The organism is Shewanella sp. SM55 (assembly GCF_025654025.1).
In the GTDB taxonomy this organism is placed as follows: domain Bacteria; phylum Pseudomonadota; class Gammaproteobacteria; order Enterobacterales; family Shewanellaceae; genus Shewanella; species Shewanella oncorhynchi.
Genome location: NZ_JAKKRS010000010.1, coordinates 144,341 through 158,740, shown reverse-complemented (window position 1 = coordinate 158,740; position 14,400 = coordinate 144,341). Strand labels below are relative to the sequence as shown.

At 45.9% G+C, this 14,400-nt stretch carries 11 protein-coding genes; all 11 read right to left on the bottom strand.

Features of this window, described 5'->3' with window-relative positions:
• Nucleotides 1-52: 52 nt before the first annotated feature.
• The gene (locus L5L91_RS14030; RefSeq protein WP_263236922.1) at nt 53-2,509 is read right to left on the bottom strand and encodes a S8 family serine peptidase; all 2,457 of its coding nucleotides are present in this window, start codon (nt 2,507-2,509) and stop codon (nt 53-55) included.
• A gap of 722 nt (nt 2,510-3,231) precedes the next feature.
• Entirely contained in the window at nt 3,232-3,648 is a 417-nt protein-coding gene (locus L5L91_RS14025) for a rhodanese-like domain-containing protein (protein WP_263236920.1), read from the bottom strand.
• A 108-nt stretch (nt 3,649-3,756) separates the two neighbouring features.
• Entirely contained in the window at nt 3,757-3,969 is a 213-nt protein-coding gene (locus L5L91_RS14020; RefSeq protein WP_105252075.1) for a DUF2892 domain-containing protein, read from the bottom strand.
• Between the two features lie 43 nt (nt 3,970-4,012).
• A complete protein-coding gene (locus tag L5L91_RS14015; RefSeq protein ID WP_263236919.1) occupies nt 4,013-7,261 on the bottom strand; it encodes an efflux RND transporter permease subunit in 3,249 nt (1,082 codons plus the stop codon).
• A gap of 35 nt (nt 7,262-7,296) precedes the next feature.
• Nucleotides 7,297-8,310, bottom strand: a complete 1,014-nt coding sequence (locus tag L5L91_RS14010; RefSeq protein WP_263236916.1) for an efflux RND transporter periplasmic adaptor subunit — start codon at nt 8,308-8,310, stop codon at nt 7,297-7,299.
• A gap of 176 nt (nt 8,311-8,486) precedes the next feature.
• Nucleotides 8,487-9,203, bottom strand: coding sequence for an SIMPL domain-containing protein (locus L5L91_RS14005; RefSeq protein ID WP_263236913.1), 717 nt, complete (start codon nt 9,201-9,203; stop codon nt 8,487-8,489).
• A 143-nt stretch (nt 9,204-9,346) separates the two neighbouring features.
• A complete protein-coding gene (locus L5L91_RS14000) occupies nt 9,347-9,733 on the bottom strand; it encodes a VOC family protein (protein WP_263236911.1) in 387 nt (128 codons plus the stop codon).
• Nucleotides 9,734-9,836: 103 nt separating this feature from the next.
• Entirely contained in the window at nt 9,837-11,153 is a 1,317-nt protein-coding gene (locus L5L91_RS13995) for an OmpP1/FadL family transporter (protein ID WP_105252077.1), read from the bottom strand.
• Nucleotides 11,154-11,506: 353 nt separating this feature from the next.
• The gene (gene putP, locus L5L91_RS13990) at nt 11,507-12,958 is read right to left on the bottom strand and encodes a sodium/proline symporter PutP (protein WP_105253092.1); all 1,452 of its coding nucleotides are present in this window, start codon (nt 12,956-12,958) and stop codon (nt 11,507-11,509) included.
• Nucleotides 12,959-13,115: 157 nt separating this feature from the next.
• Complete coding sequence (locus L5L91_RS13985; protein ID WP_105252078.1) at nt 13,116-13,820, bottom strand: DUF3379 domain-containing protein; 705 nt, start codon at nt 13,818-13,820, stop codon at nt 13,116-13,118.
• The gene (locus L5L91_RS13980) at nt 13,813-14,376 is read right to left on the bottom strand and encodes a sigma-70 family RNA polymerase sigma factor (protein ID WP_263236908.1); all 564 of its coding nucleotides are present in this window, start codon (nt 14,374-14,376) and stop codon (nt 13,813-13,815) included. Before L5L91_RS13980 ends, L5L91_RS13985 begins: the two co-directional genes overlap by 8 nt.
• Nucleotides 14,377-14,400: the final 24 nt, after the last annotated feature.

The following is a 14,400-nucleotide window of genomic DNA, read 5'->3' as shown; positions in this document are numbered from 1 at the left end:
AGGCTCTTTCCGTTTATCACTTTTAAGTATCAGTAAAAGTATCGATTTTGATTTATTTGAAGCTCAGTTCCCAGCTATCGATATAACCAACATCACCACGGCCACTGTCTACGGCTTTTAACTTCCATACGCCGTTCGAATTCGCACCTGTCATATCTGCGGTATAGCTCTTATTGATATTGTCTGCACCAAGACCTGTGTTGTTATGCAGGGTAACCGTTTTTCCTGAAGGGCTGATCAGCTGCACTTTTAAGTCACCAATGTAAGGGTGGACTATGTTCACGACTGCAGTCACAGTACCTGAATCACCTGTGCGAGTAACCGTGATTGGGCTAGTGATCCCCGCCGCTTTGTTATCAGGAATATTATAGTTATCAGTATTGGTATAGCTCGTTGGCGTACCGCCGCCATTAGACGCTGTGTAGTTCGCCGTTAACGACACACCAGTGAAAGCCGAATCGCCTTTCACCATGGCATAGTAAGTGCCTGATTGTACGTTGGTGATTGGACAAGACTCACTATTGCCACTTTTATACGGACGGCAATCGTAATTAGTGGTGGTTGGCGCCGCGCCATATTGCACATACAAGTCCGCATCACCTGTGCCACCGTTCATCACAAAGCCTAGGTTAGTTGCACCTGCTGGAACTTCAAATGAAAAATGTAATTCTTCACCTGTTGCGCCTGCTAAACCTGTTTTCGCCACACCGTTCACCAGAACACTATCGCCCGGTTCGGTTGGATCGACAGGACCCGTTGGACCAGTACAAGATGCGTCTAGGAAGGCTTTTGCTGCAACTGCATTAACTAAACCATAGCCATAGTAGTTGTCACGACCCGCAGTACCAAGATCTTCGGCGGTCATTTTCAATGCGTTACGGACTTGCGCCGCACTACATTCTGGGTGGTAGCTCCACACTAAGGTCGCAACACCTGACACATGCGGTGTCGCCATTGATGTACCATTGTAGTACTCGTAATCTTTATTGCCTTGGTTGCTGACAGTGACTGTGGCGCCCAGTTGATTGCGCAATGCTAAACCTGTTGCACGATCAACAGATACAGAAACCATATTGATTTCGTTGTTAGCATCGACAAGGAAGGGGTTTTGTAAGCCGGGTAATGCCGCGTTACTGTAAACAATCGTCGCACTGGCACCCGCATTCTTACAGGCTTTAGCTGCGTTAATTTCAGGGTAGCTAGTGCCTTGATTACCAACACGTTCCACTAAACAAATCTTATTGGTCATGTTGCCGCAGTTGAAGTTTGTGCCGCTAACGGTACATTCTGCCAAAGTTGCAGTGCTGGTACCGTTAAATGGTGCGGGGACATAGCTGCCACCAGAGGATATCAGGCGATTGTGCGGCACGACACCTGAGTCAAAGTAAGACTGATTGCCGATAGTGATATCGGCTAAACGGCCTTCGCCACGGGTAACAGTCGATAGAACGGCTTCACCAGGGCCTGATATTTCCACTTGGTTAGTGTATTGGGAGAATGCTGAGTGGTCTTTATGGTTATCCACAGAGGCGACGGACATGACGCCATCGTAGGATGCTGGGTAGCTGTGAGTGCTATTCCCATCGTTACCCGCAGCAGCAATCAGGAGAACACCATTATTATAGTGGGCAGCCAGAGCGTTACGCTCAGTGGTACTAGAACCTGAACCACCTAAACTCATAGTGACAACATTGGCGCCGTTGGTGACACAAGTGTCTACGGCAGCGACTAAGGATGAAGAGTAGCCCCAGCCAGATTCATTAAACACTTTGATCACATGAATATTGGCATTTTGATTTGGCATAACGCCGATCACGCCATCATTGTTGGCGATCGCCGCAATCGTCCCCGCAACGTGGGTACCGTGGGCGTTATTATTGCCCGGCTCAAACCAGTTACCCGTGCCTGAGTTATTGGTCCCTGTGACATTGTTGCCACCTAAGTCGCTGTGACTACGGTCGTAGCCTGAGTCGATAATACAAATAGTGCGGTTGCCAGCTTGGCTGTCGCTTAGCTGGGTTGCTCCCACAAAAGTTTGGCCCCAAGGCGTACTTTCACTTAGAAAGCGGCGTGGCATATCTTCTTCGACATATTCCACATCAGCACGGGTTTTTAATTCATTGATCCCTTTGGCATCGAGTTTCACCGAGTAGCTGTTACTGCGGCCGATACGCTTCATTTCCTTCGCTTGTACTTTATTTAATGCGGTATGTTGGGCACTGATTTCAGCCATTTGTGGCTGATAATTCATTGTGGTTGGTAGCGTATCTGTTGTCGCGTCATTGAGTGACTGCAGATCACTCGTTGATTGCACACTATTAGCTGACATGATGGCCGCGGCATCAGTGTTTTTAAACTTCACAATGTAACGCTTTGGCAGTGGTGAGGTTTGTGCTTGTAATGCTGCGGCAAAACCTGGGGCTTGTGGTGCTGCTTGTACACCGGCTGAGATCGCAATAGCTAAGCTTGAAAGGCTTAACGCTATTTTAGTGGTTCTGTTGATTGTCATGTTCTTCTTCCATGGTCAATTTAGTGTTAATCATTATTATTTTATGTTTCATAAGAATAACTACGACTCAGATGCTACTCGGTTAGTGAATTTATCTGCGACCACAGTATTTGTAAATGATTTGTTAACGGTATGGCGGTTGGTAAGTGTTTAGATTTAATAGGCATTTATAGTGCATATAAATTCAAATTGTAACGAGTTGTAACCAGATTTTGTTAAAATATTTGTTTTTTTATGTGATAAACGTGAATAAGTGAATACGAATTTACGACTCCATATACGGGTTTTTGATTGATTTTGCTGTTAGCAATGCATTGAAATTTATATATATATTTTTTTGTGATTAAAAATAACAAAAACAAACTTTAAGTTTTCATCATAATGATAAGATTTTCTCAAGTGATTGATTATGCGAAATTGTTGCAAAAGGCTGTCAATAGGGTGGCAGTTGCCAATTGATTGACTTTACTTAGGCTGTTTGGGAATACGGGTGTTACTTATTTTATAGAACTACTAAAAAATCCTGTGCTCTTTCGTCCACAATGAATCTGGTAAGAACCTATTAATCCACCCCCTGCTTAATTTCGATATTTTATTTAGATAATAAAAAAGCGCCCTAGGGCGCTTTTAGCCGTTAAACCTTGAATTACTAGAGCGAGGTGAGAGTACTAAAGTGATTTATTCTTACTTCCCCACACTAGAGCCAATTTGATGGTTGTGAATTACTTAGCGGGCGTTTTTTGCGCTTCAACTAAGGTGGAATAGCCGCCACCATTATAGGTTTGGGTGTATCCGGCAGCGACTAAGGCTTCGGTCGCAATACTGCTACGACGACCGCTACGGCAATACAAGACGACGGGAGCATCTCTGGCTATGCCACGCTTAGCAAACTCCTCTGTCACTTGCTCAAAGGGAATATTGACCGCATTCGCTAAATGACCTTCGGCAAATTCTTCAGGCGTTCTGACATCGAGCACCATAGCGCCTGCGGCAATTTTATCCCATGCGATTGCAGGATCTTGGTCGGCGGCGCTGGCTATCATGGGCATTAGCAGCAGTGGCATGAGTACCAGTGATTGCAAGCTTAATAGGGCTAAGCGCATTAGACTTTGGCCACGGGTTACGAGGTTGTGGGTCACTTTATCTCTCCTTGACGGCTTTTGGGCACGCTTGTATTAACCAAGCGTGTACTTGCTCACCTAACTCTTAACTCTTATCTTAACTCTTAAGAAGTGACTTTATGTGGCTTAGCTTTGCTTAGCAATTTCAGCCTCTGATTTTACCCCTAATTTGCGTAAAACCATGGCGGCAGGGCAAAAACCGGTAAAAGCACTTTGGAATAGGTTAGCGCCAACAAATGCGGTTAACCACAGAAAGTTGTGGTGCACATAGGCGGTTAACACCAGTGACAGTAACACCATCAATCCGGCAAAAGCCATAATACTGCGTTCTAATGACATACCTTACTCCTTGAAGCCATCTTGGTGATGGCCTTTGTTGTGGTTAGTTTTGTGTTTGTGTTTGTATCTGAAAAGTATTCATACGGTTTTTCATGGCCGTGTAGTACAGCACAGGGATGACAACTAAGGTCAGTATGGTCGAGATAAAAATACCAAAGATCAGACTGATCGCTAAGCCATTGAAAATCGGATCATCAAGAATAAACAATGCCCCTATCATGGCTGCAAATGCAGTCAGCATGATAGGTTTAGCTCGCACGGCGCCAGAGTGGATCACTGCCCGCTCAAAGGGCACACCGGATGCGGTTTCTTGATTAATAAAATCGACCAATAATATCGAGTTACGCACAATAATCCCCGCCAGCGCTATCATGCCTATCATGGACGTCGCCGTGAATTGCGCTCCGAGCAGGGCATGTCCAGGCATTACGCCAATCACAGTCAGTGGAATTGGCGCCATGATGATAAGCGGCACCAGATAAGATCTAAACTGCGCGACCACCAATAAATAAATCGCAATCATGCCAACGGCATAGGCGATACCCATGTCTCTAAAGGTTTCGTAGGTGATCTTCCATTCGCCATCCCAGAGCACGGCGACTGAGTCTAACCCTGTGGGTTGGTGAATATAATGCTGATCAAATCCTAAGCCATCGGTGCCATCAATTTTGCCCGCCATATCGAACATACCGTAGAGTGGGCTGTCCAATGGCCCCGACATATCGGCGACGACCATGATCATAGGGATCATATTCTTATGGATAATTGGTGCATCGATTTTGCCGCGTTTGATGGTCACCAGCTCAGAGACAGGCACAGATTGCCCCGTTTGGCTCAGTAACTTCATATTCAGCACTTGCTCTAAATCGACTTTCGCGCCTTCGTTTAATTGCAGGCGGATCGGTATCGGTTGTTTTTGCTGGGCTTGATGTAAATAGCTCACATCTTTGCCGCCAACTGAGGTGGCAATCAAGTCGACAATATTGCTGTAGGGCACGGCCATCAGGCTGGCTTTACTGCGGTCGATCATCACTTGCCATTTTTGCTGGGCGGCGGGCAAGAAAATATCGATATCGACCACATCTTTGGTTTCATGGAACAGCGCCTGCATCTCATATGCGGCTTGCTCGCGAATAGCGGGACTTGGGCCATACACTTCTGCAACCAGCGGCGACCACACTGGTGGTCCAGGTGGCACTTCAACCACTTTGATATTGGCTTGATATTGCTCGCCAATTTGCTGCAGTTCGTCTCGCACCGATACCGCTATGCTGTGGCTGTCGCGCTTGCGGTGTTTCTTATCCACTAGGTTCACTTGGATGTCGCCAAGCTCTTGGCTGTGACGCAGGAAATAGTGGCGCACTAAGCCGTTAAAGTTCATTGGCGCGTTAGTGCCCGCATACAATTGCAGATGCTCGACCTCAGGGACGGTTGTTAGGTAGCGACTCAAATCCTGCAATACTCTTTGTGTTTGCTCTACGGGAGTGCCTTCTGGCATGTCCACCATCACTTGAAACTCGGACTTATTATCGAAGGGCAGCATTTTAAGCACCACGAGCTGACCGACAGGGAGCGCGACGGCGATGCCGATTAACACAAATACGCCGACAGCCAGTCCTATTCTTGCCTTACGGGCATTTTTACCCAGCAGGAAAGGACCAATTAAGTGAGTAAAGAGGCGCACCATCTTAGTTTCAGCTTCATCCTCGTGCGAGGCTTGGGCAGTATCGTGTTGGTCATTATGTTTCAGCAGTTTACGACTGAGCCAAGGAGTGACCACAAATGCCACAACGAGGGAAATTAACATGCCCATACTGGCGTTGATGGGGATCGGGCTCATGTAAGGCCCCATTAAGCCCGATACAAAAGCCATCGGCAGCAAGGCTGCGATAACTGTAAATGTCGCCAGAATCGTCGGGCCACCGACTTCATCGACCGCCACTGGGATAAGCTCGCTGAAGGACTTTTTGCCGAGCGCCATATGCCGGTGGATGTTTTCTACTACGACTATGGCATCGTCGACCAAGATGCCGATGGAGAAAATCAAGGCGAACAAGGACACGCGGTTTAAAGTAAATCCCCACGCCCAAGAGGCGAAAAGGGTGATCGCCAGCGTGATAATAATGGCCACACCTACGACTAAGGATTCGCGTGCGCCCATGGTTAAAAAGACCAGTACGACTACGGCGCTGGTGGCAAAAATCAGTTTTAAAATAAGGGTGTTAGATTTATCCGCCGCGGTTTCGCCATAGTTACGTGACACTGTGACTTCGACATTTGCCGGGATCAACACATTGTCGACTTTAGCTATCCGCTCAATCACACTGTCGGCGATATCGACAGCGTTTTGGCCTGCTTGTTTACCAATTGCGATTGTAACGGCGGGATAAATGTCGGTTTTATCTGCGTGCCAAACGCTCTGTTTAGGGATATCACTTTTTAAGCTGATTTCGGCAATATCCGCCAAATAAATCGGAATATTCTTGCCCTGTTTATCTTGATAGACACTGACGACTAATTGCTTGAGATCGTTGATGGATTGTAAAAACTGCCCAGCCTGAACTTTAATCTCTTGATTGCCTTGCACTAAGGATGCAGGCATAGAGACCATATTATTGTCATTCAGACTTTGTCTTAACTTATCGTAGGTCAGATTAAAGCTGTTCATCTTGGCGGGATCGATACGTATGTTGGCCACCATATCGTGCTGGCCAACGGTATCGATTTCGCGAGTGCCGGGGATACGCTTAATTTCGGTTTCTAATCCAAGGGCGACATGGGTTAGCTGCTCAGCAGACACTTGCCTGTCCTTAGACCACAAGGTCAAACTGACAATGGGCACATCATCGATGCCGCGGGGTTTAATTAGCGGATCGCCCACGCCAGCGTCCCTTGGCAATTTATCCATATTGGAATAAATCTGGTTGTATAGGCTTACGATGGCATCATTGCGCGCAACGCCGACCTTAAAGATGACGATGATCAGCGCGCCATCGGGTTGGGAGAACGAGTACAGAGTATCTATGCCTTTGATTTCGGAGATCACTTGTTCCGCTGGCAGAGTGACTAAGTTTTCAACTTCCGTGGGTGTCGCGCCGGGAAAAGGGATAAACACATCGGCAAAGGTGACATCAATTTGTGGCTCTTCTTCTTTTGGTGTCACCAAAATGGCGAATAAGCCAAGTAAGAGCCCGAGAAGTGCTAATAGCGGCGTGATGGCGCTATTTTGAAAGGCTGCGGCAATTCGTCCGGAAATCCCAAGTGTGGTTTGTGGTACTGGAGCATGTTTCATAAAACAACCTCGACAAAGCTTAAGTCGCTAGGGAATTATTGCTTCTTGCTGAGCAACACTTGGTAGGCATCAACGGCCACCTTATCACCCGACTTAAGGCCCGCAAGCACTTCTACCTCGCCATCTAAGGGCTCAGTGACACGGACTTGGGTCAGCACAAAGGCTTCGCCTTGTTTAAGGTAAACACTGCTCAGTTCGTTCATTGTGAGCAGTGCAGAGGCGGGCAGTTGGATTTTTTCCCGATCGCCATTTTTAAAGGAAGCTTTTGCCCAAGTACCGGGTTGAAGATTGGCTTCATTTTCTGGCAGATTAATTCGCACTTGATAACTGTGGCTGACGGGATCGGCGAAACTGAAAATCGTGAGGTCAGTTGAGGTGAACTCGCGCCCATCACTTAAACGGACGAGAAATTCGGGGGAATTTTTAAGTTGGTTAATGTAACGCTGTGGCACTTGGGTAATGGCGCGCATTTGACTCGCGGAAAACCCTGAAAGTAGTGCTTGTCCTGGGCTTACAGTTTCGCCAAGTTCGACAAAACGCTCAGTGACTATGCCACTAAAAGGCGCTGAAACGACAGTGTATTTTAAGGATTCGTTGGCTTTGATGACACGGGCTTGTGCTGCACTGACGGCTTGTTCTGTTGCTTTAGCATTGGCGGTGGCTTCATCCATCGCGCCCTTAGAAATCGCGCCTTGGGGAAATAGCTCTTTATAACGTTTGTATTGTGCCTGAGCTTCGACATTTAAAGCCTTCGCTTTGGCTAGATCAGCCTCAAAGCTTGCCAGTTCAGCGCCTTGCTCTTTACTGGTAATTTCCAGTAGAGCGGCTCCTTCGGGGACGACATCGTTAACATCGTAGTTGAGTTTGACAATACGGCCAGAGGTTTGCGCCGATACCGTCGCTGCTTTTACTGCTTCAATGGTGGCGTCTAAGGTGACCCAATTCGGATATGGTTTGTTTAGGACTTCGATGGTTTCGACTGAGGCAGCCTGAACTTGAGTACTGGAAAGTGCCAGCAGTAATAAAAAAGCACGAGAAATTGATGTCATAACTTATATCACCCCAGATGTAATTTATGAGAAAATTCTAATGGAGTTGTTTTCAATAGGCAATCAATATTTATTAGAAAAATTTAATGTAGTGTTTTTACCTAATTTAGGAATAAGGAATAAGGCCTATAGCGCCTTATTCCTCGTGCTTCAGAGCTTCAAATTAAGCCTAAAATTTAGTCATTTAAATAATAGGTTAGTGTGGAAACGATGCGAATTTGTTTAATGTAAGGCGTGCTGCTGTCGCGGTCAGAAATAGTGAACTGGCCTTGACTCGCACTTTTAATTTTTCCGAGGCGAGAATCCGAATCCTTAGCAAATTTTTCAGCCACTTCGCGGGCATTTTGAGTCGCTTCTTGCACCATGACAGGTTTGACTGAGTTGAGATCGGTAAACAGAAACTCAGTGCGATTATCATAATCTTGGCTGGCAATCGCTATACCTTCTTTTACTAAGTTAATCATTTGCTTACGGGTGTTCAGCATGAGATCAATCTGTGGCGTATAAACCGATAGGTTCACTTTTGCCGAGTAACGGTATCTGACGTTAGGATCGACATAACCTTGGGCTTGGCGATCTTCAATTGAAGGCAAAGAGACAGTAATTTCGCTGTCGCTAAAGCCTTGTTCCTTTAAAAACGCCACAACACGATCGGTTTTTTGCTGAACCGTCTCGTAGAGTTTAGGCAGATTGTTATCGACCTCAGTGAAATTGATTGGCCAAATTGCCACATTGGCTTTGACTTCTTTTTCCGCTAAGCCCTTTACCGTGACAGTGCGTTCCATGGCTTTCATTTGCAATAGTGCTGAGCTTGCTGTCTGGCCTACATAAACAAGCCCCGCGCAAAGGAAACCACCTAACAGCAGGGCAGGAAGGATGTTATTTTTTTCCATAAAAAGAATCTCTTGATTAGATGAACTCAGTCTACGATACCGAATAAACCTCAGTCATGCACTGGGTTTATTCGGAATAGATGCCGCTTAAGGCAGGGGAGATTATGTTGAGAGATGAGTTTGGAAATATCTGTTTAAAGCATTTATTTTTCAGGAGGGATGGCGCTTGGCTGCCATAATTCGACTTTATTGCCATCAGGGTCAATAAACCAGCCAAAGCGGCCAAATTCTGAATCTTCAATACCACCAATCGGTTGACTGCCACCTTGCTCTACTTGTACGAGTGCTTGCTCTAAATCGTCAACGACAAAGTTGAACATAAACCCTTTATCTGAGGGGGCGAAATAGTCCGTGCTATGGGCGAAAGGGGTCCAAACATGGTAGCCAAGAGTTGATTTATCTGTGTGATAAAACGCGGCGCCTCCCCAGTTTTCAATGGGGACTTGAAGATGGGTTTTGTACCAAGTTGCCAAGGCAACGGGATCGACACTTTTAAAGAAAATTCCACCGAGTCCAATGACTTTAGCCATAGCCGTAGCTGCGTTTACAGGAGTATGAATTAACTTTAGGCAATAAATGCTTAAGATACAAAAAAGCCGCAAAAAATGCGGCTTTTGGTGTTAGGAATTTATCTTAGAACTGGTAGCTGTATTGAACTGAGTAGTACATACCACTTGATTCAGTAATCGCATTAACAGGGCCTGCGATTGCGCTGTTTTCGATCAGGTGAACTTCTTCACCTTTAATATAAGCGATACCAAAGTCAACGGTGTTTTGTGGGTTGATGTGGTAGCTCATACCCGCGGTGTACCAGTTACGGTCAGAGTCTGGGAATGAAATAGAGCTGATTTCGTCCACAACGCCTTGGTCATGCATATAACCCGCGCGCACGGTGAATTGTTCGTTGATAGTATAAGTACCACCTAGGCTGAATAACCATGAATCTTTCCATTGGTATTCTTTCAGCGCAACGTCGCCAGCTTGCAGTTGAGTACCTGCACCCGCTTGACCAGGAATAATAGTGGCTACGCCATCTTTAGCCGTGATTTGTTCAAAGTTGCTCCACTGGGTGTACTGCGCAGTGTAGTGCACTGCAAACTTAGGTGTGAGCTGATGGAAACCAGCAACTTGGAAAATATCCGCAAGGGGTACGTCTAAGCTGTCAAAGCTTGTCGCTAGTGCTGTTTTTGAACCTAAACCAACGGCAGATAGATCTTTAGTGCTGATCGTGTTGATATCACCTTTAACATTCACTGTTGGGCTGAAACGGTAGCTGATACCGAAACGATTGTCTTTATCTAACTCAATTGTGGCACCCACAATACCACCAAACGCCCAACCGTCAGCGTCGACGTCAACCAGAGGTGTCGCGCCCATGTTACGGGTTAAACGACCTTCACCGTAAATGGCATCAATACCAGCACCGATACTGAACATGTCATTAATACGGTATGAAAGGCTGGTGTTAAAGTTAACCGTTGTTACTTCTGTTTCGCCAAGCAGATCATAAGGTGCTGGTGAGCCTGCTGGCAAACTCTTTGAAAGTGAGCTGGCATCGGTACCGGTACCAAAGTTAGAGAAAGCGGCAAAACCTACGGCGAACTTATCGTCGATGGGGTGGATGTAGAAAATATTAGGGATAATTTTAGAGCTACCCGCGTCATCGATGCTGCCTAAGTCAACGGCACCACCGGCAAAGTTAACATCTTTAACATCAACAGTAATATCGGCATAAGTTAAGCCGAAGGAGATCGCATCTTTATCGAATAATGCCATAGCAGCAGGGTTACGTGATAACACAGAAGCGTTATCGGCAATAACCGCATCACCCGCAAATGCACGGCCCATACCAGTTGCTGATTGGCTGTTTAGTTGAAAACCTGAAGCTAAGGTTTGTGTGCTTGCTAATGCGACAGAAACGGCAATGAGTGTCTTGTTGAATGTTTTCATTATTATTCTCTCTATTTTTTATAAGTATTGGATTTTTATTCGGTCCTAGTCCGCCGAAAGTATTTAAATCCATTTATTAGTCTCCGGCATCTTATGGATTCAATGTACCCTCAACAAGTCCGACCAGAAGTGAAATATGTTAATTTTCAGTTAATTAAAAGTCTTTAAAACAAGAGTGATACTTTAGTATGCTTGAATGGTCTGGCCAGATGCTTGATATGAAGGGCTTTGGGTGCTGCTATGGGTTTCAATTGAAGTTAACGGTTTGTAATGGTGTGTAGGGTATTTAAAAGGATACAAAATGTAAAAAGCGCACACTTGTGCGCTTTTAAACATATGGAAGCATATCTAGATTAGAGTGCAGACTTAAATTGTTCGAACTCTGTCGTTACTTTTTCACTTGGAGCAGAGAATTTACTGACTAAAATACCCGCAATAGTCGCGAATATAAACCCAGGAAGGATTTCGTATACTTCAAAAATGCCACCAGTGAGTTGCTTCCAAATCACCACGGTTAATGCACCGACAATAATAGTGGCGATAGCGCCATTACGGCTGTATTGCTTCCAAAACAAGGATAACAAGACTACGGGACCAAAGGCCGCACCAAAGCCTGCCCAAGCATAACTCACTAGGCTGAGTACGCTACTTTCAGGATTGAGTGCTATCACACCTGCAATCACAGCGATAGCGAGTACGCCTAAACGACCTACCATCATTAGCTCGCGATCATCGGCCTTTGGGCGTAACCATTTACGGTAGAAATCTTCGGTGATGACACTTGAGCAGACTAAGAGTTGTGAGTCGATAGTACTCATGATTGCCGATAAAATAGCGGCGATTAATAGCCCACCAATCCATGGGTTAAACGCCGCTTGAGCTAAATGGATAAACACAGTTTCAGAATTGGCTAATGGCTCTTTGGCGAAATAGAGCGAGCCTGCAATACCTGTGGCTAACGCGCCAATGAGAGATAACACCATCCAGCTCATGGCAATACGGCGTGACAAGGGCAGGGCATCGGCACTGCCTATCGCCATAAAACGCGACAAAATATGTGGCTGACCAAAATAACCTAGGCCCCATGCGAGCAAAGATAACATGCCGATGGCAGTGGTTTTGTCATTGACCAATGCCAACATCGCGGGATCGATCGTTTCAATACCTGCATGGCTTTCGGGGTGAGCGAAAACGGCGAAAGGGACAATCAATAGGGCGATGAGCATTAAACTGCCTTGGAAAAAGTCAGTCCAACACACGGCAAAGAAACCGCCAATAAAGGTGTAACCGACTATGATGGCCGAGCCAATCACGAGGGCTGCGGTGTAATCAAGCCCAAAGACCTTCTCAAACAAAATCGCGCCACCGACCATGCCAGAGGAGGCATAGAAAGTAAAAAACACCAGAATAGTGATTGCGGAAACGAGCTTGAGATAGCCTTGGGTATCGTGGAAACGTTTCTCGAAAAAATCCGGTAAAGTGAGGGCGTTATCGGCGAGTTGGGTATAAATGCGCAGTCGCTTGGCAACAAATAACCAGTTTAGCCAAGCACCAATAATTAATCCTACGCCAATCCAGGCTGCACCTAAGCCGCTTAAGTAAACTGCGCCGGGTAACCCCAGTAACAGCCAACCTGACATGTCAGATGCTCCCACGCTGAGTGCGGTCACTGCGGGGCCCATTTTGCGGCCACCTAAAATATAATCATCAACAGTATCGGTAGCACGGTAAGCCCAAAAACCTATGCCCATCATCAATACTAAGTAACCAACAAATGTGATTAAAATCGGGGTTTCAATCGTCATCTTGCCTTTTCCCATCTTTTTATTATTAAAAGTGGCAAGCATGCTACCAGATGTTTGAACGTGCGCCCATTAGCAGATGTAAGTGTGATTGAAATCTAACCTCCGATAACATGAAAATATCGGAGATTGATTTTTAAATGCAATTTATAACAATGTCTTAAATAAATATATTCTTGATTTCGTCTTTTATATAGCTAAGGTCAGCTTGATCCTCACCTATGAGCAAAATAAATGCATCGGGCGTTTCAAAGCCCATTCCTTGATATTTACCGTCGGCGAAGGTTTTATCCAACACCATACGTTTCTCGAGTGGCACGATAAAGAGTGTCACCTTACTTTGTTCGCCCTGAAGTACTAAGTGCAGGCTTTTTACCCCCTGAAAATCGCAATAAGAGGTGTAATACACTTTGCCCGGTTGTTGGGTAAATTTGGCGTTGCCAAAGTCTTTTATCGATGCAAGCTGGGCATTGACTTGACTAAAATTGACATTTTGATCGACATGCAAGGCAATATCTTCATGGTAGACATGGGCCAGTGCATGTTCAGCCAAATCAATAGGCCCTAAGCGTAATAGGCTGAAGCTGATGCCTACCACAAACGCAACCGAGGCAGCCATGGCCACTAAAAAAAACGTTTGCCGGCGCTGTTTATGGTGCTGTTGTAACTGCTGACGCAAAATGAGTTTGTCGGCGAGATCCTCAGCCACATCCACTTTTAATGCATTGCTCAGTTTGGCATCAAGGTTTTTAAGCTCATTGATTAGGGCTTGGTTTTCTGACTTGGCATTGATTTGTGCCAGAAAGTCAGCATCTTGATTATGAGGATCTTCATAAGCTTGACGTCTAAATTTAAGCTCATCCATTGGATTGACCTCTCACATCATTCTTCTCAAGTAATTCTTTCAATTGGCTCCTCGCCCGAAATAAACGCGTCATTACGGTGTTGCGATTGAGCTCCATCAGCTCGGCGATTTCATCGCCGCTAAAGCCACCAATGAGCTGGAGTAAGAGCGGTTCGCGGTATTCGATATCCAGCTTGCCAATTTGTCGACGGATCAGATATTGCTCGGTCTGCTCTTCACTGCTATTGGAGATATTGTCTTCCAATGTATCTTGCTCAACATCGGAATAATCGAACTGTTTACGCTCGAAACGCCGCGCATTTTCACGCCTAAGAATCGTGATCAGCCAAGCTTTCGCCGCTTTATCATCCTTGAGGGAATCCAAAGCGCGCCACGCCCGCAAGAAGGTTTCTTGGGTAATGTCTTCAGCCACGTGCTTATCGCCGCATAACCAATAGGCGTAGCGGAAAATGTCTGCATGTAGCGCCTTGACTAGGCTGTTGTATCGTCGTTGTTTGCTTAGCATGTCAGAAGAGACCGCGGGCTCGACGGATTTCTTGCGCAAGTTAGCAAACATTTTTTATCTTTGGGCTTTTTGGCG

What these genes read in the sequence shown, in the direction of transcription:
- L5L91_RS14030 (WP_263236922.1), bottom strand. Translation starts at nt 2,509, where the DNA reads ATGACAATCAACAGAACCACTAAAATAGCGTTAAGCCTTTCAAGCTTA.
- L5L91_RS14020 (WP_105252075.1), bottom strand. Translation starts at nt 3,969, where the DNA reads ATGTCATTAGAACGCAGTATTATGGCTTTTGCCGGATTGATGGTGTTA.
- L5L91_RS14015 (WP_263236919.1), bottom strand. Translation starts at nt 7,261, where the DNA reads ATGAAACATGCTCCAGTACCACAAACCACACTTGGGATTTCCGGACGA.
- L5L91_RS14010 (WP_263236916.1), bottom strand. Translation starts at nt 8,310, where the DNA reads ATGACATCAATTTCTCGTGCTTTTTTATTACTGCTGGCACTTTCCAGT.
- L5L91_RS14005 (WP_263236913.1), bottom strand. Translation starts at nt 9,203, where the DNA reads ATGGAAAAAAATAACATCCTTCCTGCCCTGCTGTTAGGTGGTTTCCTT.
- L5L91_RS14000 (WP_263236911.1), bottom strand. Translation starts at nt 9,733, where the DNA reads ATGGCTAAAGTCATTGGACTCGGTGGAATTTTCTTTAAAAGTGTCGAT.
- L5L91_RS13995 (WP_105252077.1), bottom strand. Translation starts at nt 11,153, where the DNA reads ATGAAAACATTCAACAAGACACTCATTGCCGTTTCTGTCGCATTAGCA.
- putP (WP_105253092.1), bottom strand. Translation starts at nt 12,958, where the DNA reads ATGACGATTGAAACCCCGATTTTAATCACATTTGTTGGTTACTTAGTA.
- L5L91_RS13985 (WP_105252078.1), bottom strand. Translation starts at nt 13,820, where the DNA reads ATGGATGAGCTTAAATTTAGACGTCAAGCTTATGAAGATCCTCATAAT.
- L5L91_RS13980 (WP_263236908.1), bottom strand. Translation starts at nt 14,376, where the DNA reads ATGTTTGCTAACTTGCGCAAGAAATCCGTCGAGCCCGCGGTCTCTTCT.